Genomic DNA, 25197 nt, shown 5'->3' with positions numbered 1-25197 from the left:
TATGTCGCGGCCAGCCCATATTTGCGGTCGCCGAGCAGGCGATTCCAGGCTATTCAGACGTTGATCCGCTTTCCCTCCAGACCAGCCCCTCCCCATGTCAGGCCTGCTTCTCGATCCGTGGTTCTACGCGGCCGCCGTCCCGGCGGTCATTCTGGTCGGCCTGTCCAAGGGCGGTTTTGGCGGCGCCGTCGGCTTTGTCGGCGTGCCGCTGATGGCGCTGACCATGCCGCCGGTGCAGGCGGCCGCCATCCTGCTGCCGATCCTGTGCCTGATGGACATCGTCTCGGTGTGGACATGGTGGGGCGTCTATAACAGAAAGATGCTGGCCGACATGATGCCGGGCGCCATCATCGGCATCGGGCTTGGCTGGCTGACGGCAGCACTCGTCACCGAGGAAGCGGTGCGGCTCATCGTCGGCGCCGTCGCCATCATCTTCGTCCTGCGCTGGCTTTACCTGCAATTTCGTCATGGTTCCGACCATGCGGCCGCACCCAATCGCGTGGCCGCGGCCATATGGGGCACGGTCGCAGGCTTCACCAGCTTCGTTGCCCATGTCGGCGGCCCGCCCTTCCAAGTCTATGCCTTGCCGATCCGACTCGATCCCAAGGTGCTGTCGGGCACGGCAGCGATCTTCTTTGCCGCCACCAACGCACTGAAGCTCATTCCCTATTTCGCGCTCGGCCAATTCGACACCGCCAATCTGACGGCATCGGCGGTGCTGATGCCGCTGGCGCCGTTGTCGACCATCGCCGGTGCATGGCTGGTGCGGCGGATGCGGCCGGAGGTTTTTTATCCCTTCACCTATGCGACCGTGGCGGTCGTGGCTGTGAAGCTTCTGTGGGACGGGATTGCCGGCTTGATGTAGACCAGCGCCCCTTCAGGCGATCCGCTCTGGTCAGGCGGCGTTGGGCACCATGCGCCGTGTCCGGCCGAGCGCCATTGTGGCGCCGGCGGCAAGAACCACAATCATGCCGGCGAGAATGGCGACGTCGTGCAGGGTCGGCTTCAGCACCATGTCGGTGACGATGACCAGCATCACCGCATAATCGAAGCGCGCCGCCCGCAGGATGCGCTGGCCGTAGGCAAGTGCCGCGGGCGTCACGCCGTCCCTGGCGATCATCGCGGTCATGTGGTCGGCTGTCGGCTTGAAAACGAACATGCCGATGCAGAAGGTCGTGGCGTAGCCGGCAAGGCCGATCAGGATCCAGAGATCGGAAAAGCCGACCCAGAATGAGCACATGATCAAGCCGAAGGCCAATGTCAGCATCGACATCGGCGCGAAGAAGCGGTTGCCCAGCTCGCCGGTGGCGCGCATCGCCTGCAGCGTTCCCTGAATGTTGCCGGCACGATCCGCCAGCGTCGCCAGCACCATCAGCGTGAAGCCGCCACCGACCCAAAGCATCGCCGAAACGATGTGCAGCAATTTGACGATGGAATACCAATCCATGACTTTCTCCCGATGTCCAATGGTTGATGGCGAGGCGGCCATTGCCCGTTCGCCGATCAGATGCCGCAGCGTTTAGCGCCGCGGCTGTTTCGAAACGATGTCGTGGAAAAGCCGGCTGTGTTTCAGACTGCCGGCCAATGAAAGGAGCGACTAATATGATGAACGCACCGCCCGATTTTCTGCTATGTCGGGAGCGTCGGGGGGCGACATCGTCCGGAAACAGTGCCGATGCTAGTGCCGACGCTGGAAGTCCGGCGGCGACAGCGCTCGCGTGGCGATCAACTCATTCCCAGCTTGGGAAAAGGCAATTCGGGGGACTAATATGCAAGGGACAGCACGGAATTTCTTCACGCTGGCGATCATCTATGCGCTGTGCGGCATGGCACTCGGCATCCACATGGCCATCAGCGAAGATCACGGCCAGATGCCGACCCACGCCCACACTATGGTGGCGGGCTGGCTGATGTCGGCGGTCTTCGCGTTCTTTTACCACCTGTTTCCGGCAGCCGGGCAAAAGACGCTGGCCCTGGTCCATTTCTGGCTGACGGCAATCAGCGGCATCGGGCTCATGATCGGCCTTTATATACTGCTTGCCGGAAATCCGGGGATCGAGCCGTTGCTGGGGATATCCTCGATCGGCTTCTACGCAGGCATTCTGCTGTTTGCCTTCATTGCCTTGCCAGTGGTGTGGAAAAAGACCTGAGGGAAGGTTGAAACCGGGCTGTGCGGCTGTGCTGTTACGGCACAGGAGCACGGTGTTGGGTTAAAAAATATCAGGGATGTTAAGGGTTCATTAAGCTTTACGGGCGTTTACTATGTCCATCCAGTGATCTGGATTCTTACCGAGTGGTTGGAGCCACTTTGTTTGACGCCTCCCTGTTAAACTCCTGAGAGCCGCCTTATCCGCGGCTCTTTTTTTGTCCGCATTCCGGCGGCATTCCGCGCAGCGGTTCCCCGTTAACCTTCTGTTAAACATGTGCTTGCCTTCACCCCGGACGAAGCGCATTTTCAAGCTTCAGTTATATAGCGTCCCGGGTGTATCGGCAGAGAGCCGAATCGGCCGGTTGCGAGTGCAGGGGCATTATCAATGAACGAGCCTTCGAAGGGCATTGCGAAAACCGTGAAGCTGGCGGAGCGCCGGGTTTTTTCGCACTCCTTCAAGCCGCTTTACCAGGAAGGCATGGGGCTGGTCGAACAGGCGGCGGAGTATCTCGACGGCAAGGGCCGGGCCGAGGCCAAGAAACTGTCGCGGCTGGCGGCCACGCTCTACGCGGCCGAATCGATGCGACTGACCACGAGGCTGATGCAGGTTGCCTCGTGGCTGCTTTTGCAGCGCGCGGCGAATTCCGGCGAGATGACCCGCGACCAGGTCGCCTCGGAAAAGTCCAAGGTGCGTCTCGATACCGCTTCCGCCCATGACGAAGCGGCCGGCTGGGCCGAACTGCCAAACGATTTCCTCGACCTCGTTAACCGATCGCTGCGCCTGCAGGCATTGGTGCGCCGCATGGATGAAGAGATCTACGGCGCCGGCGCGGTGGTCGACATGCAGCCCGTGGCCCGCCGGCCCAATCCGGTTTCGGACCAGATCAGCCTGCTCAACACGGCGTTCGCCCGCAATTAAGCGATCCCGCAATCGCTCCCCTTGAATTGGCAAGGGTTGTTTCTGGTTTGTTCACATTTCGCTGGCATCGCTGCCCGCCGGGGGTAAAGTCACCGGATGGGGGACGCGATTCGCATCATCGGTATCGATCCGGGGCTCAGGCGCACCGGCTGGGGCATTGTCGAGAGCCTCGGCAATTCCTTGCGTTTTGTCGCTTCGGGTACCGTGCGCTCCGAGGACAAGGCAGCGCTGGCGACGCGGCTCTGTCAACTGCATGATGGGCTTGCCGAAGTCCTGCATCAGGCCATGCCGCATGAGGCCGCCGTCGAACAGACCTTCGTCAACAAGGACGCCGTTGCGACGCTGAAGCTCGGCCAGGCGCGCGGCATCGCCATGCTGGTCCCGGCGCGGGCGGGCCTCGTCGTCGCCGAATATGCGCCCAACGCGGTGAAGAAGGCGGTGATCGGCGTCGGCCACGGTGACAAGAAGCAGATCCACATGATGGTGAAGGTGCTGCTGCCGAAGGCGATCTTCGACACCGAACACGCCGCCGACGCGCTGGCCATCGCGATTTGCCACGCGCATCACCGGCAGAGTGCGGCCTATCGGCTGGCAGTATTGGCATCATGAGAGGCTGTTGGGGATGATCGGCAAGCTCAAGGGCACGCTCGACGAGGTCGACGAAGACCATTGTCTCGTCGATATCCACGGCGTCGGCTACGTCGCCTACTGCTCGACCCGCACGCTGGCGGCACTGCCTTCGCTCGGCGAAGCGGTGGTGCTGTTCATCGAGACCTATGTCCGCGAGGACATGCTGCGGCTCTACGGTTTCCAGTCGCAGCTCGAGCGCGAATGGTTTCGGTTGCTGATGAGCAACGTGCCGGGTGTCGGCGCCAAGGTGGCGCTGGCCATCCTGTCGACGCTGGCGCCGGCCGACCTCGCCAATGCCATTGCACTGCGCGACATCGCCATGGTTTCCCGCGCCCCTGGCGTCGGCAAGAAGGTGGCCGAGCGCATCGTCACCGAATTGAAGGCCAAGGCGCCGGCCTATGCAGGCACAGCCACCGGCACCATCGGGCTCAAGCAGGAACTCGGCGAAGGCGTAGCGCCGGCGCCGATCACCGACGCGGTCTCGGCCCTGGTCAACCTCGGCTATTCGCGTGACACCGCCGCCAATGCGGTGTCGGCGGCGCTGAAGACGGCGGGCGAGGGCGCCGATGCGTCGAAACTCATCCGCTTCGGGCTGAGGGAACTGGCGCGGTGAGCCATCGCTTGTCCGAGGCGCTACCTTGTGCAAGGAAGGCCCCATGAGCCTTTCCCCCCGTCTCATTGCACCGGAAAAGCGTGGCGAGGACGCCGAGCAGACGTTGCGGCCGCAGACGCTCGACGATTTCGTCGGTCAGGCGGCGGTGCGGGCAAACCTCAAAGTCTTCATCGAGGCCGCCAAGGGCCGCAAGGAGGCGCTCGATCATGTGCTGTTCGTGGGACCGCCGGGGCTGGGCAAGACGACGCTGGCGCAGATCATGGCGCGTGAGCTCGGCGTCAATTTCCGCTCGACCTCCGGGCCGGTCATCGCCAAGGCAGGCGATCTCGCGGCACTGCTGACAAATCTCGAAGAAGGCGATGTGCTGTTCATCGACGAGATCCACAGGCTCAACCCGGCGGTGGAGGAAATCCTCTATCCGGCGATGGAGGATTTCCAGCTCGACCTGATCATCGGCGAGGGACCGGCGGCGCGCTCGGTCAAGATCGACCTCGCGCGCTTCACCCTGGTGGCAGCCACCACGCGGCTCGGTCTGCTCACCAATCCGTTGCGCGACCGCTTCGGCATTCCGGTGCGGCTCAATTTCTACACCGTCGAGGAGTTGGAGCAGATCGTGCGGCGCGGCGCTCGCATCCTGCAGATGCCGCTCGGCAATGACGGTGCGCTCGAGATCGCGAGGCGCGCGCGCGGCACGCCGCGCATTGCCGGCCGGCTGTTGCGGCGGGTGCGCGATTTCGCCTCGGTTGCCGGCGACGGCCATGTCGACCGCCTGATCGCCGACGAAGCCTTGACCCGGCTCGAAGTCGACGCGCTCGGCCTGGACGCGCTCGACCGCCGCTATCTCAGCATGATCGCGCGCAATTTCGGCGGCGGGCCGGTGGGTATCGAGACGATCGCGGCGGGCCTGTCCGAGCCCCGCGACGCCATCGAGGACATCATCGAACCCTATCTGATCCAGCAGGGCTTCATCCAGCGCACGCCGCGCGGACGCATGCTGACCGCCAATGCCTGGCGCCATCTCGGCCTCGATGCGCCGAAGGATCTGGCGCAGCAGCAGATCAATTTGTTCCAGGAAGAGTAGCCCGCCGCGGCTTTCACGCCGATCAAGCATCAGTGAACGGACCTGCGCAAATTCTCCTCATCTTCGCCGGCTTGCAGGCGTATTCTTGGATTGTATCGGGCTCGCTGCCTCTTGCACGTCGTCCTCCCAAATTGAGATCGCTTTTGGGGGGACAGGCATCAGCGCATGCCGAAATGAGGTGCCGGAGTCACTCAATGATAACCAGACGCGGGTTCCTGCGCTTCATCGGCGGGTCATTCCTGTCGGTCGCCTCGTTCAGTGCCTACGCCGTCGGCATCGAACCGATGCTGCTGACGCATGTGAAGCGCTATGCGCTCACGCCACCGCATTGGCCCGCCGGATTGAAGCTTCGCGTCGTCGCGCTTGCCGACATCCACGCCTGCCGGCCGTGGATGACGCCGGAGCGGATCGCTTCGCTTGCCGAAGAGGCGAATGCTCTGCAGCCGGACCTGATCGTGCTGCTCGGCGACTACATCGCCGGCGTTCGCCTGTTGTCGCAAAGGGTGACGCCGCCGGAATGGGCTGGCGCCCTATCGGGCCTCAAGGCACCGCTCGGCGTGCTGTCGATCCTCGGCAATCACGACTGGTGGGCCGATGGCTTCGCGCAGCGTGCCGGAGTTGGTCCGACGATCGCGCGCAAGGCATTGGAGAAGGTCGGCATCCCGGTTCTGGAGAACGACGTCGTGCGTCTGGAAAAGGATGGACATGGCGTATGGATCGCCGGCCTCGCCGATCAGTTGGCGCTGTTGCGGAAAAAGAAGCACGAGCGTCCCAGGCGATTGGACGATCTCGACGGCACGCTGGCTAAAATTAGCGACCCCGCGCCTGTCATCCTGCTGGCGCACGAACCAGACATTTTTCCAAAAGTGCCGTCGCGCGTGTCGCTGACGCTAGCGGGACACACCCATGGCGGGCAGGTGCGGCTGTTCGGCTATTCGCCTATCGTGCCGTCGCAGTTCGGCAATCGCTACGCCTATGGCCATGTCATCGAGAACGACCGCAACCTGATCGTCTCGGGCGGGCTCGGCTTCAGCAATTTGCCCATCCGCTTCGGCATGCGTCCGGAAATCCTGCAGATCGACCTCGGCTGACCGGCACTTCAGGGTAGGCTTCGGATTGCGTCCTTCACGTCCGGCTCGGCCTTCTCGCCATTGAACGCTTCGACGACGCCAGCACGGGTCTTGATCCGCGCCGTCAACAGTGCCATCGGGTTCATGCGCCAAAAATACCTGCCGCGTCGGCATCCAAAAGGAAAGCGCAATGGGCGATCATGGTGAATCCGCGGCATTGCTGGCTGGGCTTTCCGGCGCGCTGACCGAGTTCGGCCACCGGCTGATGGCGCGGGTCTATTATGCCGATACCGATTTCTCAGGCGTCGTCTATCACGCGCGCTATCTCGAATTCCTCGAGCGCGGCCGCTCCGATTATCTCAGGCTCACCGGCGTGCATCATACCGAACTCGCCGACGGCAAGCATGGCGAGAAGATCGTGTGGGTGGTACGCCGCATGGAGATCGACTTCCGCATCCCCGCCCGCATCGACGACATACTGACCGTCGACACCCGCACGCGGGACATCTCAGGCGCGCGCATCTTCATGGCGCAGCAGCTCAAGCGCGGCGACGAGGTGCTGGTCGAGGCCAAGGTCGAGGCGGCGATCATCGGCGAGAACGGCCGGCCGAGGCGCTTCCCCAGGGAATGGGTCGCGGCCTTCATGCCTCGGGTACGCTGATATTCAGGTGATGCCGGCCTGCGATGCCCGGGCGCGGCAATGCGCCGCGCCTATGGACTAACCCATCCTTAACCATAACGGTTCATGAAGAGATTGGCGAAGATTGGCGTTATCCAGCGCCTTCCTTTCACCAATATTTGCCCCGAAAAGGCCGCTAACGGCACGGTTTGGGGTGTCCGGTAGCTTCGTGCGAACCGACCACAAGGGATGCCATGGGCCAGCCGCCAGCTTCGCCCGGAAAATCTTAAGGACGTAACGATGGAAAATATCGCACTCGCCGAACCGGGCGCGCAATTGTCGATTTGGGCCTTGTTCATGCAGGCCAGCTGGGTGGTCAAGCTGGTCATGATCGGGCTGCTTTGCGCCTCGGTATGGACCTGGGCGATCATCGTCGACAAACTGGTTGCCTATGGCCGCATGCGGCTGGCGCTGAACCGCTTCGAGCAGGTTTTCTGGTCCGGGCAGTCGCTGGAGGAACTCTACCGCACGCTCGCCGACCGCAAGACGACAGGCATGGGCGCCATTTTCGTCGCCGCCATGCGTGAATGGAAGAAGAGTTTCGAGAAAGGCGCCAAGTCGCCGCTCGGCCTGCAGACCCGCATCGACAAGGCCATGGACCTGGCGCTGACTCGCGAGATGGAGAAGCTGGAGGGACGCCTCGGCTTCCTTGCCACGACCGGATCGGCAGCACCTTTCATCGGCCTGTTCGGCACCGTCATCGGCATCATGACGTCGTTCCAGGCCATCGCCGGCTCCAAGAACACCAGCCTCGCGGTGGTCGCGCCCGGTATCGCCGAAGCGCTGCTGGCGACGGCCATCGGCCTGCTCGCCGCTATTCCGGCGGTCATCGCCTACAACAAGCTGTCATCGGATGCGAGCAAGATCGCTGTGCGCATGGAGGGGTTCTCCGATGAGTTCTCCGCCATACTCTCGCGCCAAATCGATGAAAAAGTCGCGCCTAAGGCCTGAGGAGTAACGAGATGGGTATGTCCGTAGGCATGGGAGGGCGCGGCGGGCGCGGCCACCGGCGGCGCGGCCGCCACCATGCGCTGATGTCGGAGATCAACGTCACGCCGATGGTCGACGTCATGCTCGTGCTTTTGATCATCTTCATGGTCGCCGCGCCGATGCTGACGGTCGGCGTGCCGATCGACCTGCCGGACACGCAGGCCAAGGCGATGAATGCCGACACCCAGCCGATCACCGTCTCGATCGATGCGACCGGCAAGATATTCCTGCAGGAAACCGAGATTCCGATCGAGGAACTGGTGGCCAAACTGCAGGCGATCTCGAAGACCGGTTATGAAGAGCGTATCTTCATTCGTGGCGACAAATCGACCGACTATGGCACGGCCATGAAGGTCATGGCTCGCATCTCGGCCGCTGGTTACAAAAACATCGGCCTGGTTTCACTGCAGGAACAGGATCAATAGACGCACGATGAGGACCGGCCTCACCACATCGGTGATCCTGCACACGGCGGTGCTGGCCTTCGGCTTGTTCACCCTGTCGGCGCCGGCCGCGCTTCCGTCGGCCGACGTGGAGTCGGTTGCGGTCGATATCGTGCCGATGGAAGCCATTGCGCAGACGCTACAGGGCGACAAGAAGGCCGTGATGCATGAAAAGCCGGCGCCGTTGCCGACGCAGCGTCCCGACGTCGTGCCGGATGCGCAGAAGGTGGGCGAAAACAGCGTCGACACCGACAAGCCGATAACGCCGGAAGCCAAGCCGAAACCCGTCGACACGACGTCGGCCCCGGCGCCAGCGCCAACCCCGAAGGAAATCCCGAAGACCGAGGACGTGCCGAAGCCGCAGGAAAAGCCCAAGCCCATTCCGGCGACGGAAGTGGCGCCAGCGCCGACGCCCAAGGAAGAGGTCAAGCCCGAGCCGGTCAAGAAGACGGAGCCCAAGCCGACGCCGGCCAAGCCGGCGCCGACACCGCCGCCGCAGGACAAGACCGCTGCTATCGATCCGACCCCTGAGGTCAAGCCGGATGCCGTCGCCGAGGCCATAGCCAAGGACCCGCCCACAGAAGAGACCCAATTGCCGAATTCGGCGCCCGCGCCGGAAGCGCGGCCAAAGCCGCAGCCGGCACAGGCCGAAAGCGCCAAGGCGCCTGACCGCAAAGATGCCGACAAGCCGGTCAAGGAAGCCTCGTCGAAGCCGAAGTCCGACGACAAGCAGTTCAACGCCAATGAGATTTCGGCCCTGCTCGACAAGCAGAAGCCGTCCGGCGGCGGCGCCAAGCGCTCGACCCAGCAGGCGTCGCTCGGTGGCGACAAGAATCAAGGCCAGAAGCTGTCGAAGTCGGAGCAGGGCGCCCTGGAAAGCCAGTTGGGCGGTTGCTGGACCTTGCCGGCCGGGCTTGAAGGTTCGGAGAATTTCGTCGTCGTCGTCCGTTTCAACCTGAACAACTCAGGCAAGCTCGACGGTCGTCCCTCCGTTGAAACATCGAGCGGCAACAGGCAGTTCGATGAGAGTGCGGTGCGCGCGGTTCAGAAATGCGACATGGCCGGCCTGCAGGTTCCCGCCGGCAAGCAAGATATCTGGAACGACATCCGGGTCACCTTCGATCCAAGGGAGATGCTCGGCCTGTAGGCCCTGACATCCGAAAATCAGTATGAGAAGCGAGAAGACATGAAATCAATCCTCAAGCCGCTCCTGATGATTGCCGCGATGGCGATGGGCATGACCGCTGCCGGCACGCTGCCGGCGCTGGCGCTCGTCGAACTCAACGTCAACAAGGGCAATGTCGAGCCGCTGCCGATCGCCATTACGGATTTCCAGGGCGGTGATGCGCTTGGCGCCCAGATTTCCCAGATTGTCACCGCTGATCTCAAGCGCTCCGGCCTGTTCGCGCCGATCGACAAGAGCGCCTTCATCGAGAAGATCGCCAATCCGGACGCAACCCCCCGCTTCGACGACTGGAAGGTAATCAACGCGCAGGCGCTGGTCACCGGCAGCGTCAGCAAGGAAGCAGACGGCCGTATCCGCGCCCAGTACCGGCTGTGGGACACCTTTGCCGGACAGCAGATGGCCGGCGAGCAGTTCTTCGCCAACGATGCCAATCAGCGCCGCGTCGCCCACATCATCGCCGATGCCATCTATGAGCGGCTGACCGGGGAGAAGGGCTATTTCGACACGCGCGTCGTGTTCATCGACGAGTCCGGCGCCAAGAACGCGCGCAAGAAGCGCCTCGCCATCATGGACCAGGACGGCGCCAACGTCCGCTACCTTTCGGATGGCCGGTCGATCGTGCTGACGCCACGCTTCTCGCCGAACCGGCAGGAAATCACCTACATGTCGTATGAAAGCGGCCAGCCGCGGGTCTATCTCCTGCAGATCGAGACCGGGCAGCGCGAACTGGTCGGCAATTTTCCCGGCATGACGTTCGCGCCGCGCTTCTCGCCCGACGGCCAGAAGGTGATCATGAGCCTGCTGCGCGACGACGGCAATTCCAACATCTTCGCCATGGACCTGCGCAGCCGTTCGACGACGCGGCTGACCAACTCGACCGCCATCGACACCTCCCCCTCCTATTCGCCCGACGGCAGCAAGGTGGTGTTCACCTCCGACCGTGGCGGCCGCGCGCAGATCTACGTCATGGGCGCCGACGGCTCGGGCCAGACCCGCATCTCCTTCGGCGACGGCGTCTATTCGACGCCGGTATGGTCGCCGCGCGGCGACCTCATCGCCTTCACCAAGCAGAGCGGCGGCGAATTCCAGATCGGCGTCATGAAGACCGACGGCTCTGGCGAGCGCATCCTGTCGTCCGGCTTCCAGCAGGAAGGCCCGACCTGGGCCCCGAATGGCCGCGTGCTGATGTTCTTCCGTGACTCCAATGGCGGCCCGAAACTGGTTTCCGTCGATCTCACCGGCCGCAACGAACAGCCGATCCCGACATCGAATTTTGCTTCGGATCCGGCCTGGTCGCCGTTGCTGGAATAGGTTCGACTGAATTGCCACACAAGCTGAAAAGGGGCCGTTTTCGGCCCCTTTTTCCCGCCTTCGTCGCGTTTTGGCCGCATTTCCGCCTAGGGTCCGCGCCAACTGTGGCTCATGACAAAACGGCTGCGGACGGGCAGTTTAAACCAAATTTTAACCGTGTTTCTTGAATGCCGGTTAACCCAAACGTGGTTACTGGGTGATCAACGAAATCACTCGAATACGAAGGAGAGGCGGCATGGGCCGTATCGCAGCACTTACCAGAAACCCGGTCATGATCGCGCTGGTGGCGATGCTCGCCGTCGCCGGTTGCGCCTCGAAGAAGACGCCGAACAGCGCCGCTGACCTTGGCCTCAATGGCGCGGGTGCTGCAACACCCGGCTCTGCGCAGGACTTCACCGTCAACATCGGCGACCGCATCTTCTTCGATACGGACTCGACCTCGATCCGGGCCGACGCGCAGACGACGCTTTCGCGTCAGGCGCAGTGGCTGAACCAGTACAAGCAATATGCCATCGTCGTCGAAGGCCATGCCGACGAACGCGGCACGCGCGAATACAATCTGGCGCTCGGTGCCCGCCGTGCGGCCGCTACTCGCGACTTCCTGGTTTCCAAGGGTGTTTCGGCCAGCCGCCTCAAGACGATTTCCTACGGCAAGGAACGTCCGGTCGCGGTATGCGATGACATCTCCTGCTGGTCGCAGAATCGCCGCGCCGTCACCACGCTCAGCGGCGCTGGATCCTGATCGGCAAAAATACAACACACTTCTGCGAAAGGCGGCCTCCCGGCCGCCTTTTTCATATCCGGAGGCCCGAAACAAAATTTGGCCGAAGTCTCGCGCCCTGCTATGAGCCGAGGGCGCTTGGCTGGTCTCACATCGATTGGAAGGCGCGAACAAGCTAACGATTGGACGGCGAGAGGCACATGCATTTGAGATCGGTTCTGAGCGGCACGCTTGCGCTGCTGCTCCTATCAGGCGTAACCGCTTTAGCGAGCGGTTCGGGGCAATCAACCGAGAGCGGGTTTTCCTTCCATCTGCCGACACTTGAGTTGCCCAGCCTTTTCGGTGAGAAGAAAAAGCAGGATCAGATCCAGCTCGCGCAGTCGAGCGGCGCCGGCGTGACCGGGCTCGAGGACCAGCTGCGGCAGCTGACCGGCAAGGTCGAGGAACTCAATTTCCAGATCCTGCAAATGCAGGAGCAGATCCGCAAACAACAGGAAGACAACGAGTTCCGCTTCCAGCAGCTGGAAGGCGGCTCGCAAGGTGGACAACCGCCGGCGCAGAAGAAATCAGACGCCACCACCGGAACCAACACCGACGTGGCCTCGGCCCCGGCAACCCAGGCGCCGGCTGATGCCGGGGCCGCGCCCGGCGGCGATCAATCCACAAGCGGCAAGACGGTCGAGGACGTCATTGTCGAATCACCCGACGGCGACCCCGGCAAGGTGATCCCCGGCAAGGGAGCGCCCGAAAAGACCTTTGGGTCCATCACCGTCGACAAGAATGGCAATGTGATCGATGCCGGCGGCAATACGCAGGCAACCGCACCGGCACAGGACACGGCACCCGCCAACGGCGCACCCGCCAAGGCCGGCAAGTCCGGCGGCACGGTGGTCGCGGCGCTGCCCGCCACCAACAATCCCGAAGAGCTCTACCGCAACTCCTACCAGTTCATCCTGTCGGGCGACTACGGCACCGCCGAACAGGGTTTCCGCGACCACATCTCCCGCTTCCCCAAGGACGCCAAGACGGCGGACGCACATTACTGGCTGGGCGAATCGCTGCTTGGCCAGCAGAAATACCGCGATGCGGCGGAAGTCTTCCTCGCCGCCAGCAAGGACTATCCCAAAGCCAAGAAAGCGCCCGACATGCTGTTGAAGCTCGGCGTGTCGCTGGTCGGCCTCAAGCAGCATGACGTCGCCTGCGCCACCTTCAGCGAGGTCGGCAAGCGCTATCCCGATATTTCCAGCACACTCAAGGAACGCGTCAAGCAGGAGAAGGCACTGGCTGCGTGCTGATCTTTCCCTGGGATGTCGCAGTCCCAAACCCGGGACCGCTTTTTGGCGACATGCATTGATGCTCGACACCGGGCCTGATTTTTCGACGAGACTTTTTTCGCGTATCGATTTTACCAACGGCGCTGTTGCGGCCGTATCGGGCGGCAGCGACTCGACTGCGCTCCTTCTTCTTCTCAAACAGCATCTCGACCGAACCGCACCGTCCGCCAGGCTGCTGGCTGTAACCGTCGACCACGGCTTGCGGCAGGGTTCGGCTGATGAGGCGCTGGCCGTGGCGAAGCTTTGCGCGGAGCGCGGCATCGCCCACCGTATCCTGGCCTGGTCCGGAGAAAAACCGTCGACCGGCCTCCCGGCGGCAGCGCGCGAGGCGCGCTACCGGCTGCTGGCCAGCGCCGCGCGGGCGGAAGGCATCGGCCTGATCGTGACCGGACATACATCCGACGACCAGGCCGAGACGGTGCTGATGCGGCTCGATCGCAACGATGCGGCCCGCGACGAGGGACGGGGCCTTGCCGGCATGGCACCCGCCACCTTGCATGACTGGCGCGACTGGATCGTGCGACCGCTTCTTGGGGTGCGGCGCCATGCGTTGCGCGATTTCCTGCGCCGCCAACAGGTCGGCTGGGCCGAGGACCCGACCAATGCCGATGAAGCCTTCGAGCGGCCGCGCATGCGCGCAATCCTTGCCGGGGAGGCCGGCGCACAGCGCATGAACGACGCGCTGGCGTTGGCCGCGAAGGAGGCCCGCGCCCGCACGCGTCTTGGCGCGGAGGCCGCCTGCCTGGTCGAGCGCTTTGCCAGCCGGCCGGCAGTGGGCCTCATCCGACTCGATCCGGCCCTGCTCGGCGCCGGCGACGATCGGGCGGCCGTCTACGCGCTGCGCATTCTCCTGGCAACGTCGGGCGGGATTGCCTTCCTGCCGGACCTGGCTCGCAGCGAGGCGTTGTTCGCCCGGCTGAAGACCGGGTTTCTTTGCGCCACATTGTCGCGGACGGTGGTCGACTTCCGGCGCGCCGGCATCTTCCTGCACCGAGAGAGGCGGGGCTTGCCGGCGGCAGCGGCGGCGGTCGACGCGGCCATCTGGGATGACCGCCGCCAAATCACGTTGAACGACGCCAGCGGTGCATTGTTGATCGCGCCATTCGGGGCAGCGGCGGCGAAGCGGCTGGTTGTAGGCCGGGGCGAGACCCCGCCCAGCCTGTTGCGCGCGGCATTGGCGGCTGAACCAGCCCTGCCGGAAGGCGTCGGGAAAGCTGGTCCGGCGCCTGATTGGCCCGCACCGCAAAGGTTCGCGGCCTCGCCGATCGTTAGCCCCTTTGCCCGCTTCCTGCCGTCCTTCGATCTGGCCCCGGCACGCGCCGTCGCCGGGTTGATCGGCGCCGCGCCGCTTCCCGCCTTGCCATTGCGTGGCCACAGTGCCGGTTGATGCTGGGCGAAAGCTTAACCCAGACATGCTGTTCTGCTTGGCAAGGGGGGACGCTCTCCCTATGTTAGGCCCAAGTTTCCTCTCATGATGCTGTCCGCTCGCGGACGCCAACGGGACAATTGATGAATCCGAACTATCGCAACCTCGCGCTCTGGGCGATCATAGCGGTCCTGCTCATCGCCCTCTTCAATCTGTTCCAGACGCCGCAGACGCGCGGGGCTTCGAGCGATGTGCCTTATTCGCAGTTCCTGCAGGATGTCGCGGCCGGCCGGGTCAAGACGGTGACCATCGCGGGCGCCCGCATCACCGGCACCTACACCGACAACTCCAGCGGCTTCCAGACCTATTCGCCCGGCGATCCGCAGCTGGTCTCGCGGCTGCAGGACAAGAACGTCACCATCAATGCGCGGCCTGAGACCGACGGCTCCAATTCGCTGTTCGGCTACCTGATCTCGTGGCTGCCGATGATCCTCATCCTCGGCGTGTGGATATTCTTCATGCGCCAGATGCAGTCCGGCTCCGGGCGCGCCATGGGCTTCGGCAAGTCCAAGGCCAAGCTCCTGACCGAGGCGCATGGCCGCGTCACCTTCCAGGACGTCGCCGGCGTCGACGAGGCCAAGGAAGATCTCGAAGAGATCGTCGAGTTCCTGCGCGATCCGCAGAAATTCCAGCGCCTCGGCGGCAAGATTCCGCGCGGCGTGCTGCTGGTCGGCCCTCCCGGCACCGGCAAGACGCTGCTTGCCCGCTCGGTCGCCGGCGAAGCCAACGTGCCGTTCTTCACCATTTCGGGCTCGGACTTCGTCGAGATGTTCGTCGGCGTCGGCGCCAGCCGCGTCCGCGACATGTTCGACCAGGCCAAGAAGAATGCGCCCTGCATCATCTTCATCGACGAAATCGACGCCGTTGGCCGCCATCGCGGTGCCGGCCTCGGCGGCGGCAATGACGAGCGCGAGCAGACGCTGAACCAGCTGCTGGTCGAGATGGACGGCTTCGAGTCCAACGAAAGCATCATCCTGATCGCCGCCACCAACCGGCCCGACGTGCTCGATCCGGCATTGCTCAGACCAGGCCGTTTCGACCGCCAGGTGGTGGTGCCGAACCCCGACATCGTCGGCCGCGAGAAGATCCTCAAGGTGCATGTGCGCAACGTGCCGCTGGCGCCCAATGTCGACCTCAAGGTTGTCGCTCGTGGTACGCCCGGCTTCTCTGGCGCCGACCTGATGAACCTGGTCAACGAATCCGCGCTGATGGCGGCGCGGCGCAACAAGCGCCTCGTCACCATGGCCGAGTTCGAGGACGCCAAGGACAAGATCATGATGGGCGCCGAGCGCCGCTCGTCGGCCATGACCCAGGCCGAGAAGGAGCTGACCGCCTATCACGAGGCCGGCCACGCCATCCTGGCGCTCAACGTGCCGTCGGCAGATCCGCTGCACAAGGCGACCATCATCCCGCGCGGCCGCGCGCTCGGCATGGTCATGCAGTTGCCGGAAGGCGACCGCTACTCCATGAGCTACAAATACATGATCTCGCGCCTCGCCATCATGATGGGCGGCCGAGTCGCCGAGGAGTTCAAGTTCGGCAAGGAGAACATCACGTCCGGCGCTTCCTCCGACATCGAGCAGGCGACCAAGCTGGCGCGCGCCATGGTCACGCGCTGGGGCTTCTCCGACAAGCTCGGCCATGTCGCCTATGGCGACAACCAGGAGGAAGTGTTCCTCGGCCATTCGGTGGCGCGTACGCAGAACATCTCGGAAGAGACCGCGCAGATCATCGACGGCGAGGTGCGTCGGCTGATCGACGAAGCCTATTCGACGGCTAAATCCATCCTGACCAAGAAGAAAAAGGAATGGATCGCGCTGGCACAAGGCCTGCTCGAATACGAGACGTTGTCCGGCGAGGAGATCAAGCAGTTGATCGCCGGACAGAAGCCCTCGCGCGACCTTGGCGACGACACGCCGCCGAGCCGTGGCTCGGCCGTGCCGAAGTCCGGCCGCCGCAAGAAGGGCCCCGAGCCCGAAGGCGGCATGGAGCCGCAGCCGTCCAGCTGAGCTTGGATTACAGGTTTCAAGAAAAACGCCGCGGTTTGAAGCCGCGGCGTTTTTTATTCGTGCTGGTCATGAAGCGTGCGGCGCGGGCGCATCTGCCTTGCCGGGACGCCTTTCAGTCCGCACCGCATGTTGCTTGCCCCATCTGGCGAGCGGGATCAGGGCATTGTCCAGCTCGATGCCGAAGTCGGTGATCGAATATTCGACCCTGGGCGGCACTTCGGGGAAGACCTGGCGATGGACGATGCCGTCCGCCGCCATTTCGCGCAGCTGCTGGATCAGCATTTTTTCGCTGATGTCGGGCACCAGGCGCTTCAGCTCGCCGAATCGCGCCGGCGCTTTGTGTATCTGCCAGAGCAGCAACGCTTTCCATTTGCCGCCGATCACCTCGAGTGCGGGTCCAAGTCCGCAACTATCTGGCTGTTTCTTTCCCATGTTTCATCCAATTCTGAGCAATCGGTGGGTGGCTTACATTTTTGTCGGTACTTGAGAAAAACCAAGTCGGCCCATAGCTTCGGACCAGATCGCAAACACCGGCGAGCACCACAACACCATATCGGTATCCCGCTTCGGCCTGCAAAGGCCGTCGAGGGCAGGATTTTGTCAAAAGGATGCATCATGACACGATACGCAAACAGCAAAGCTGTGGTGATCGGCGGAACCCACGGCATGGGGCTCGCTGTCGCCGAGGCATTGGTTGAGGGCGGCGCCGAGGTGCTGGTCACCGGCCGTGACGAACGCAACATCGATGCCGCACGCGCCAGGCTGTTTTCGCGCGCCCATGTGTTGCGGTCCGACATCGGCGACATGGCCGCTATCGTTACACTCGGCGCAGAGGTCGGGCAGAAGCTCGGCCAGATCGATTTCCTGCACGTCAATGCCGGGATCGCCTATCTGGAGCCGGTGCCGCAGGTTACCGAAGACAGCTACGACCGCATCTTCAACATCAATACCAAGGGGCCTTCTTCACCGTTCAGCGGCTCTTGCCCCTCATTAGGGATGGCGGCGCCATCGTCTTCACCTCGTCCGTCGCCGACGAATCCGGCACCGGCGGCATGAGTGTCTATTCCGGGTCGAAGGCAGCACTTCGCGCCTTCGCCAAGGTGCTGGCCGCCGAACTGCTGCCGCGCCGGATCCGCGTGAATGTGGTCAGCCCCGGCTTCATCGACACACCGACAATGGGTGTGGCCAGCGCTTCCGCCGAGGAGCGTGCGGCCTTCATCAGGATAGGCGACAAGGTCACGCCGATGAAGCGTCACGGCACGATCGAGGAGGTGGCGCGTGCGGTGCTGTTCCTGGCTTTCGACGCGACCTTCACCACGGGTGCCCGGCTGACCGTGGATGGCGGCCTTGGCCAGGATCTGAGCCCTCTGCCGGTGTGACCGGCAAAGCGAACAAAGGAAAAGCAGGATGAGTGATATTGCTGTAATCGGCCTCGGTGCCATGGGCACGGCGCTCGCCGAAGCCTTTCTTGAGAAGGGGCACGCGGTGACGGTGTGGAACCGCTCAGCGGCAAAGTCGGAGCTCGTCGCGGCCAACGGCGCCATAGTGGCCAGGAATGTCGAGGAGGCGGTCAGGTCGAGCCCGCTGATCGTGGCATGCCTTCTGGTGTACGACACTGTCCATGAGGTGCTCGGTCCCGCAGGGGACGCGCTTTCGGGCCGCACATTGGTCAATCTCACCAACGGCACACCCGAACAGGCGCGAGCGATGTCCGTCTGGGCCGCCCAATGCGGTGCCGACTATATCGACGGCGGCATCATGGCGGTACCGCCGATGATCGGCGGGCAGAATGCCTTGATACTCTACAGTGGCTCCAGGCAAGCGTTCGACGACCATGCAGGCCGGCTCGATGCGCTCGGCACCAGCAAGTATCTTGGCGAGGATGCCGGTCTCGCGCCACTCTACGACATCTCGCTCCTGGCCGGCATGTACGGGTTGTTCGCCGGTGTGCTGCAGGCATTGGCATTGACGGGCAAGGCTGGAATCCCCGCCGGCGAATTCATGCCGCTGCTGACATCGTGGCTTCAGGCGATGCAAGGCGGATTGCCGAAATGGGCGCAACAGATCGACAGCGGCGACCACACCGCCAATGTCGTTTCCAATCTGGGCATGCAGGCAGATGCCTATGTCAATCTGGTCGATGCCAGCAAAGCGGCTGATGTCAGCACCGAACTCGTCTTGCCGATGCAAAATCTTATGCGACGCGGTGTGGCGGCTGGCATGGCCAACGCCGATCTTTCAAGTCTGGTCGGGCTCCTCTCCAAGCAAGGGAGTTGAGCCTGGCCAATGCCGAACAAAAAAGCCCGCGAGCCTTGCGGCTCGCGGGCTTTGTTTTTTCAGATGCGGTCGATCAGCTCTTCAGCTTGGCATTGCAGAGGCTGTAGAAGCCGCCGCCCTTCTGGATCCACTTCAGGCCGCCAAGCGTGTTGGCGTCCTTGTTGGCGTAGTACTGTTCGAGGCAGGTGTGCATGCGGCCCTTGGCCGGGGTCTCGCTGGCGAATTTCGGCGAGATGGCGGTCGGGAAAGTCACGCCCTTTGGCGCCACAGCAGTCGGCTTTGCTGGTTCCTTGGTGTAGGTCGCCTCGCTCGGAGCCGGCACGGTATCATCGTCAGAGGCGCTGGCGCCGCATTCGCTCTTGCGGAAGTCGTTCCACTTCATGCCGTTCAGCGTATTCGCCGTCTTGGCAGCCTGATATTTGGTGCTGCATTCGGCCATGCTCAGGCGCTTGCCAGAAGCGGCGGCCGGGGCGGTCGTGGTCGCAGCCTTGGTGGTCGCCGGCTTGGTGCTGTCAGCGGCGGCGGATGCGCCAGCGGCGCATTCGGTTTTGCGGAAGTCGTTCCACTTCATGCCGTTCAGCGTGCCGGCGGCCTTGGCCGCCTGGTACTTGGTGCTGCATTCCTTGGCGGTCAGGCCCTTGGCCGTGCTGTCGGCGGCTGCGGCGGCAGCCTTGGTGGTCTTGGCCGGCTTGGTTTCGGCCGGCTTGGTTTCAGCAGCCTTGGTCGTGGCCGCCTTGGTGTCGGTGGTGGCCGCGGCGTCGGTGCCGCACTGTGCCTTGCGGAACTGGTTCCAGGTCGCCCCGGCAAGTGTCCCCGCGTCCTTGGCGGCGTTATACTTCGTGCTGCACTCGGCCATCGTCAGCGCGTTGGCTGGCGCGGCCAGGAACAACGTCGCGACCGCAAGGCCGGTCAGAGTAGCAATTCGGTGGATGAGCATAGCGTTTCTCCGTGGCTGCAGCCCATTATACGTCCCAGCGAATCAATAACGCTCAACGGTCGGTTGCGCCAGATGCCAAGTGGCGTATATATCGCCGAAAATCGCATTCTGACGACAAGGTGATGAAATCATTTGGCCTGACGGCCGCCGAAGCAAGAATTCTCGGGGTGCATCCGCGCCGAATGGCTCGCAAAACTGGTATATTGAGAGGCAACCGCGTCTCCATGCTAAGCTGCCGCCATGTTGTGTGCAGTGCACAACAATGATTTTCTAAGGATTGGTAACATATAATCACACAATGTGATCGAGGCGCGGCGGCCAATTGTGGCATGACGTGCCGGCTAAGGACAATCGAGGGTACTGGTTAGCATGGCAGGGAATTACTTCGGCACGGATGGCATTCGCGGGCGCGCCAACAAGTTTCCGATGACCGCCGAAATCGCCATGCGGGTTGGCATGGCCGCCGGTCTTTCGTTCCAGCGCGGCAGCCATCGCCATCGTGTCGTGCTCGGCAAGGACACCAGGCTTTCCGGCTACATGATCGAGAACGCGATGGTGGCCGGCCTTTGCGCCGCCGGCATGGACGTGTTCCTGCTCGGCCCGATCCCGACGCCGGCGGTCGCGATGCTGGTGCGTTCGCTGCGTGCCGACATCGGCGTCATGATCTCGGCTTCGCACAATCCCTATTATGACAACGGCATCAAGCTGTTCGGGCCTGACGGCTACAAGCTCTCCGACGAGATCGAAGAACGCATCGAGAGCATGCTCGACAAGGATATCGAACTGGCGCTCGCCGATTCCGACGGGCTTGGCCGCGCCAAGCGCGTCGACGGCGTGCATGACCGCTACATCGAGTTCGCCAAGCGCACCTTGCCACGCTCGATGTCGCTTTCGGGCCTCAGGATCGTCGTCGACTGCGCCAATGGCGCGGCCTACAAGGTGGCGCCCGAGGCGCTGTGGGAACTTGGCGCCGAGGTCGTGGCGATCAATGTCGAACCCAACGGCTTCAACATCAACAGGGAATGCGGCTCGACCCATCCGGCCGGGCTGCAGAAGAAGGTGCATGAAGTGCGCGCCGACATCGGCATCGCGCTCGATGGCGATGCCGACCGCGTCGTCATCGTCGATGAGAATGGGGCCATCGTCGACGGCGACCAGATCATGGCGCTGATCGCCGAGTCATGGCACCAGAGCGGGCGGCTGGCCGGCGGCGGCGTCGTTTCGACGATCATGTCCAATCTCGGCCTCGAACGCTTTCTCGGCGACATGAAGCTGCAATTGCACCGCACCAAGGTCGGCGACCGCTATGTCGTGGAGCATATGCGCGCGCATGGGCTCAATGTCGGCGGCGAGCAGTCGGGCCACATCGTGCTGTCAGACTTTTCGACCACGGGCGACGGTCTGGTCTCGGCGCTGCAGGTGCTGGCCTGCATCAAGCGGCAGGGCCGCCCGGTCAGCGAACTGTCGAAGAAATTCGAGCCGGTGCCGCAACTGTTGAAGAACGTTCGCATCGCCGGCGGCAAGCCGTTGGAGGAAGCTCCGGTCAAGGCCGCGATCGAAGACGCCCGCCACCGTCTCGGCAAGGCCGGGCGGCTGGTCATCCGTCCATCCGGCACCGAGCCGCTGATCCGTGTCATGGCCGAGGGCGATGACCCGCAGCTGGTCGAGGCCGTGGTCAACGACATCGTCGGGGTGATCTCGGAAACCCGCAGCGCCGCCTGATCGCAGCCCAGGGGAAGGCGTCGCGCGCCGCCTTGGTTGCATCGAAGCTCGCCCCTCCGGCGGGCTTTTTGTTGGCCACAACTGGTCTCCTTCTGTCGAAATCATCGCCGAATCCCTGGAACTTTAGAGATTCGTGGTTAATCGACAGGGTTAAACGCCTTTTAACCTTTGCAATTCATTATCCACGCCTGAAAGCCAATCTCATCCGGACGCGATCGCCGTTCCGAGGTTTCTAGGGGTGACAAGCATGTTCAATACAGCAAGAAATGCCCTGTTCGCGCTGCTGTTCGCGGGCTTGGCCTGGCCGGTGTTCGCAGCCGACCTGCCGGAGCCACAGGTCGAAGAGGCACCGCCACCGGTCTACGAGCAGCCGGTGGACGTCGGCGGCTGGTATATCCGCGGCGACATCGACTATCACAAGTCGAAGGTGGGCGACATCGACTACATCACCTATGGGGCCGCCCCTTGCCCCTGCGGACCTCCTGTCGGTGTCGCCGGCAGCAAGACTTTCGATTATGGCAAGCTCAAAGGCGGCTTCTCGCTCGGCGGCGGCGTCGGCTACAAGATCAACGAACACTTCCGTACCGACCTGACCGCCGACTACTGGTTCAAGTCGAATTTTAATGGCGGAACCTCGGATCTCACCTCGACCTCGACCGAAGTGTCGAAGATGAGCGCCTTGCTGCTGCTGGCCAATGCTTATGTGGATATCGGCACCTGGCACGGCATCACGCCCTATGTCGGCGCCGGCATCGGCGGTGCGCGGATCAAGTGGGATACCGTCCACGATCCGAACACCACCGAGACCAATCCTGGCGCGTCCAACTGGCGTTTCGCCTACGCGGTCATGGCCGGTGCTTCCTACTGCCTGACCGACAAGATCATCCTCGATGCTGGCTACCGCTTCTCCCATATCCAGGGCGGCCGCATGTTCGAATACGACACGAGCAGCGCCGGGCCTGGCTTCGACCATGGCTTCAACACCCACGAGGTGCGGGGTGGCCTGCGCTACCAGTTCGGCGGCAACAACGGTTGCGCCGCACCGGTGGTGGCCTACCAGCCCGAACCCGAGCCGATCTACACCAAGTAAGACTTGCACGATCCGATATATGCGAACCGCCCGGCCCAGCCGGGCGGTTTTCGTTTGGGTTGTCGCCACGGAAGTACTTCAGACGTCGCATCGAAATAGAACCAAGCGGCACACTTCAGATCTTTGCTTTCCTGCATGCCGGCTTCTCCAAAGTCAGGTCATTTTGGGCGACATGCATTAGCGAAATCAATTCGCTAACGCTCTGTTAGCCTTAACCGCGACTTAACCACTATGGTTAACAATGCTCCTTGAAACGATGGTGCGTCACCTATGCGACGCGCCGAATTCGGGAGCCGGGGACCATGATATCAATATCGCGTATGGGGCTGGCGCTTGCCGCATTCCTGTTGCCGCTGACGCCTGCAATAGCCGCCGACTACGATCCACCGATCTATGTCGACCAGGCACCCGACTATGTGCCGGTCGAGGTCGGCTCTGGCTGGTACCTGCGCGGCGACGTCGGCTATGCGTTCAGCCACCCATTCGATAACGAGGAGGTCTCGAGCGGGCCCCTGAACAGCTTTACGTCCGAGAGCAGCCTTTTTACAGGCAGCGTCGGCATGGGCTATCACGTCAACGACTATCTTCGGGTGGAACTGAATGGCGGGATTCTGCCGACCAATAAATTCGCCGATCATCAGAAACTTGCCACCACTTGCAAAGGCACGACGCTCGTAGATGACGGTTTCGGAACCATCAATTCCGCGCCCGCATCGCAGTTGTGCGACCAGATCGACAACGGCAGCAACAAAGCCTACAGCCTCATGGCCAATGGCTATGTCGATCTCGGCACTTATGTCGGGATCACTCCTTATGTCGGCGGCGGCATCGGCCTTGCGTACAACAAATATTACAAGAGCATCGGCGCCAAGGATTGTGTGGAAACACCGGTAAATTCCGCCGGAACGGGCGGGTTTTTCTGCAATGACCCCGCAGGGTATGATGGCCAAACCGATACGGCCGCCAAATTCAACTTCGCTTACTCGATCGGCGCCGGGCTGTCTTATCAGGTTACGAAGAACGTTTCCGTCGATCTGGGCTATGAGTATTTCTCGGTGCCGGACGGCAAATATGTCGCCTACGACAATGGCGCCTTCAACATTCACAAGGGCATAGACTACCAGACTGTCAAGCTCGGGCTGCGCTACGACCTCTGGTAAGGCCTGGGAAAGACCGGGACTTTGGCGGCGGATCCTGAGGTCCGCCGTTTGCGTTTGGATCCCGAAATCCTGATCGCAGACATTTCTTGTTTGATTACATGTCGCTGTCCGCCGCGCACTTTTGGGCGACATGCGTCTGGTATCCCGGCAGCGACAAAAACTTTCCTCTTGACGCCCGAGGCCTGAACGCATATCGCCGTCCGTGGGCCACCCCTCCCCAACGAGGGGCCACTATCTGGAAGGATAGACCACGATGACGACGCTTACGAAGCCCGGACTCCGTCCGGCAAATCCCAATTTTTCCTCAGGTCCCTGCGCAAAACGTCCCGGCTGGTCGGTCGAGGCGCTGAAATCCGCCGCGCTCGGCCGTTCCCACCGCGCCAAGATCGGCAAGACCAAGCTCGAGCAGGCGATCGCGTTGACGCGCGAGATTCTCAAGGTCCCGGCCGACTACCGCATCGGCATCGTGCCGGCCTCCGACACAGGTGCCGTCGAGATGGCGCTGTGGTCGTTGCTCGGCGAGCGCGGCGTCGACATGGTCGCCTGGGAAAGCTTCGGCTCCGGCTGGGTCACCGATGTGGTCAAACAGCTGAAAGTTGCCGATGTCCGCAAGATCGAAGCCGGCTATGGCGCACTGCCGGATCTGACCAGGATCGATTTCGATCGCGATGTGGTCTTCACCTGGAACGGCACGACCTCGGGCGTCCGCGTGCCGGACGGCGGCTTCATTCCCGCCGATCGCAAGGGCCTGACCATCTGCGACGCTACTTCCGCGGCCTTCGCGCAAAGGCTCGATTTCGAGAAACTCGATGTCGTGACCTTCTCCTGGCAGAAGGTGCTGGGCGGCGAGGGCGCGCATGGCATGCTGATCCTGTCGCCACGTGCCGTCGCGCGGCTGGAGAGCTACAAGCCTTCATGGCCGTTGCCGAAAATCTTCCGCCTGACCTCGGGCGGCAAACTGATCGAGGGCATCTTCAAGGGCGAAACCATCAACACGCCGTCGATGCTTTGCGTCGAGGACTATCTCGACGCGTTGAACTGGGCGAAGTCGATCGGCGGCATCGATGCGCTGATTGCCAGGGCGGATGCCAATGCCGCCGTGCTCGACCGGTTCGTGGAAAGCTCATCCTGGCTCGGCCATCTCGCCGTCGCGCCGGCGACCCGATCGAACACGTCGGTCTGTCTGTCTTTCAGCGACCCGGATGTCGCGGCGCTCGACGCTGATGGGCAAGCGGCGTTCGCCAAAGGGCTTGTCTCGATGCTCGACAAGGAAGGCGTCGCCTACGACATCGGTTCCTATCGCGATGCCCCGCCGGGATTGCGCATCTGGTGCGGCGCAACCGTCGAGGCCTCCGATCTCGAAGCGCTGATGCCCTGGCTCGATTGGGCTTTTGCCAGCCAGAAGGCGTCGCTGAAAGCGGCTGCCTGAAACTCTCCGTGGCGGCCCGAG

Annotated in this window: 24 protein-coding genes and 1 pseudogene; 22 read left to right on the top strand and 3 right to left on the bottom strand. The window is 62.8% G+C overall.

Annotated features, from left to right (window positions below):
- Positions 1-94: 94 nt before the first annotated feature.
- The gene (locus FJ492_RS07910) at positions 95-865 is read left to right on the top strand and encodes a sulfite exporter TauE/SafE family protein (protein WP_027141786.1); all 771 of its coding nucleotides are present in this window, start codon (positions 95-97) and stop codon (positions 863-865) included.
- Positions 866-895: 30 nt separating this feature from the next.
- On the opposite strand, the gene FJ492_RS07905 is transcribed toward FJ492_RS07910, so the two are convergent.
- On the bottom strand, positions 896-1447 hold the full coding sequence (locus FJ492_RS07905) for a DUF2269 family protein (protein ID WP_140713068.1): 552 nt from the start codon (positions 1445-1447) through the stop codon (positions 896-898).
- A gap of 322 nt (positions 1448-1769) precedes the next feature.
- Here FJ492_RS07905 and FJ492_RS07900 point away from each other — a divergent pair, with 322 nt between their 5' ends.
- The 15 genes from FJ492_RS07900 (at position 1770) to ftsH (ending at position 16561) form a co-directional block, all read left to right on the top strand.
- The gene (locus tag FJ492_RS07900; protein ID WP_140752001.1) at positions 1770-2150 is read left to right on the top strand and encodes a cbb3-type cytochrome c oxidase subunit I; all 381 of its coding nucleotides are present in this window, start codon (positions 1770-1772) and stop codon (positions 2148-2150) included.
- Between the two features lie 384 nt (positions 2151-2534).
- Complete coding sequence (locus FJ492_RS07895; RefSeq protein ID WP_027141789.1) at positions 2535-3068, top strand: DUF1465 family protein; 534 nt, start codon at positions 2535-2537, stop codon at positions 3066-3068.
- A gap of 96 nt (positions 3069-3164) precedes the next feature.
- Positions 3165-3677 (top strand): crossover junction endodeoxyribonuclease RuvC, encoded by a 513-nt coding sequence (ruvC, locus tag FJ492_RS07890; RefSeq protein ID WP_027141790.1) that lies wholly within the window; start codon positions 3165-3167, stop codon positions 3675-3677.
- Positions 3678-3690: 13 nt separating this feature from the next.
- The gene (gene ruvA / locus FJ492_RS07885; protein WP_140769357.1) at positions 3691-4311 is read left to right on the top strand and encodes a Holliday junction branch migration protein RuvA; all 621 of its coding nucleotides are present in this window, start codon (positions 3691-3693) and stop codon (positions 4309-4311) included.
- A 43-nt stretch (positions 4312-4354) separates the two neighbouring features.
- On the top strand, positions 4355-5392 hold the full coding sequence (gene ruvB / locus FJ492_RS07880; protein WP_027141794.1) for a Holliday junction branch migration DNA helicase RuvB: 1038 nt from the start codon (positions 4355-4357) through the stop codon (positions 5390-5392).
- Positions 5393-5586: 194 nt separating this feature from the next.
- The gene (locus FJ492_RS07875) at positions 5587-6483 is read left to right on the top strand and encodes a metallophosphoesterase (RefSeq protein ID WP_140769355.1); all 897 of its coding nucleotides are present in this window, start codon (positions 5587-5589) and stop codon (positions 6481-6483) included.
- A gap of 169 nt (positions 6484-6652) precedes the next feature.
- Positions 6653-7123 carry a tol-pal system-associated acyl-CoA thioesterase gene (gene ybgC, locus FJ492_RS07870; RefSeq protein ID WP_140508965.1) on the top strand — a complete coding sequence of 157 codons (471 nt, stop codon included), beginning with the start codon at positions 6653-6655 and terminating at the stop codon, positions 7121-7123.
- Positions 7124-7381: 258 nt separating this feature from the next.
- A complete protein-coding gene (tolQ, locus tag FJ492_RS07865) occupies positions 7382-8092 on the top strand; it encodes a protein TolQ (RefSeq protein WP_015315267.1) in 711 nt (236 codons plus the stop codon).
- 11 nt (positions 8093-8103) lie between these two features.
- The gene (tolR, locus tag FJ492_RS07860) at positions 8104-8556 is read left to right on the top strand and encodes a protein TolR (protein ID WP_027141797.1); all 453 of its coding nucleotides are present in this window, start codon (positions 8104-8106) and stop codon (positions 8554-8556) included.
- Positions 8557-8563: 7 nt separating this feature from the next.
- Positions 8564-9721 carry a TonB family protein gene (locus tag FJ492_RS07855; RefSeq protein WP_140769353.1) on the top strand — a complete coding sequence of 386 codons (1158 nt, stop codon included), beginning with the start codon at positions 8564-8566 and terminating at the stop codon, positions 9719-9721.
- Between the two features lie 39 nt (positions 9722-9760).
- Positions 9761-11071, top strand: coding sequence for a Tol-Pal system beta propeller repeat protein TolB (gene tolB / locus FJ492_RS07850; RefSeq protein WP_027141799.1), 1311 nt, complete (start codon positions 9761-9763; stop codon positions 11069-11071).
- Positions 11072-11306: 235 nt separating this feature from the next.
- Positions 11307-11813 (top strand): peptidoglycan-associated lipoprotein Pal, encoded by a 507-nt coding sequence (pal, locus tag FJ492_RS07845; RefSeq protein WP_027141800.1) that lies wholly within the window; start codon positions 11307-11309, stop codon positions 11811-11813.
- Between the two features lie 179 nt (positions 11814-11992).
- Positions 11993-13087 carry a tol-pal system protein YbgF gene (ybgF, locus tag FJ492_RS07840; RefSeq protein WP_140769351.1) on the top strand — a complete coding sequence of 365 codons (1095 nt, stop codon included), beginning with the start codon at positions 11993-11995 and terminating at the stop codon, positions 13085-13087.
- A gap of 58 nt (positions 13088-13145) precedes the next feature.
- On the top strand, positions 13146-14513 hold the full coding sequence (gene tilS / locus FJ492_RS07835; protein ID WP_140769572.1) for a tRNA lysidine(34) synthetase TilS: 1368 nt from the start codon (positions 13146-13148) through the stop codon (positions 14511-14513).
- Positions 14514-14635: 122 nt separating this feature from the next.
- Positions 14636-16561 carry an ATP-dependent zinc metalloprotease FtsH gene (ftsH, locus tag FJ492_RS07830; protein WP_027141803.1) on the top strand — a complete coding sequence of 642 codons (1926 nt, stop codon included), beginning with the start codon at positions 14636-14638 and terminating at the stop codon, positions 16559-16561.
- A gap of 66 nt (positions 16562-16627) precedes the next feature.
- Here the strand turns inward: ftsH and FJ492_RS07825 are convergent, their stop codons facing one another.
- Positions 16628-16993 (bottom strand): helix-turn-helix domain-containing protein, encoded by a 366-nt coding sequence (locus tag FJ492_RS07825; RefSeq protein ID WP_140508974.1) that lies wholly within the window; start codon positions 16991-16993, stop codon positions 16628-16630.
- A gap of 183 nt (positions 16994-17176) precedes the next feature.
- Here FJ492_RS07825 and FJ492_RS29550 point away from each other — a divergent pair.
- Together FJ492_RS29550 and FJ492_RS07815 are read left to right on the top strand one after the other, a co-directional pair.
- Positions 17177-17940, top strand: a pseudogene (locus FJ492_RS29550) (SDR family oxidoreductase).
- Positions 17941-17968: 28 nt separating this feature from the next.
- Positions 17969-18838, top strand: coding sequence for an NAD(P)-binding domain-containing protein (locus FJ492_RS07815; RefSeq protein WP_140769349.1), 870 nt, complete (start codon positions 17969-17971; stop codon positions 18836-18838).
- 73 nt (positions 18839-18911) lie between these two features.
- Here the strand turns inward: FJ492_RS07815 and FJ492_RS07810 are convergent, their stop codons facing one another.
- Positions 18912-19775, bottom strand: coding sequence for a hypothetical protein (locus FJ492_RS07810; RefSeq protein WP_140769347.1), 864 nt, complete (start codon positions 19773-19775; stop codon positions 18912-18914).
- Between the two features lie 369 nt (positions 19776-20144).
- Between FJ492_RS07810 and glmM the strand changes: the two genes are divergently transcribed.
- The 4 genes from glmM to FJ492_RS07790 all read left to right on the top strand — a co-directional run bounded on the left by glmM (position 20145) and on the right by FJ492_RS07790 (position 25176).
- Positions 20145-21497, top strand: a complete 1353-nt coding sequence (gene glmM / locus FJ492_RS07805; RefSeq protein WP_027141808.1) for a phosphoglucosamine mutase — start codon at positions 20145-20147, stop codon at positions 21495-21497.
- 247 nt (positions 21498-21744) lie between these two features.
- A complete protein-coding gene (locus FJ492_RS07800; protein WP_140769345.1) occupies positions 21745-22587 on the top strand; it encodes an outer membrane protein in 843 nt (280 codons plus the stop codon).
- Between the two features lie 302 nt (positions 22588-22889).
- Complete coding sequence (locus FJ492_RS07795; protein ID WP_140509082.1) at positions 22890-23747, top strand: outer membrane beta-barrel protein; 858 nt, start codon at positions 22890-22892, stop codon at positions 23745-23747.
- Positions 23748-24000: 253 nt separating this feature from the next.
- On the top strand, positions 24001-25176 hold the full coding sequence (locus FJ492_RS07790; protein ID WP_140769343.1) for a phosphoserine transaminase: 1176 nt from the start codon (positions 24001-24003) through the stop codon (positions 25174-25176).
- Positions 25177-25197 lie beyond the last annotated feature (21 nt).

The sequence above is a fragment of the Mesorhizobium sp. B2-5-4 genome, from assembly GCF_006441095.1.
In the GTDB taxonomy this organism is placed as follows: Bacteria; Pseudomonadota; Alphaproteobacteria; order Rhizobiales; family Rhizobiaceae; genus Mesorhizobium; species Mesorhizobium salmacidum.
The sequence above is the reverse complement of the archived record's forward strand: the minus strand, read 5'-3'. Positions and strand labels throughout refer to the sequence as shown.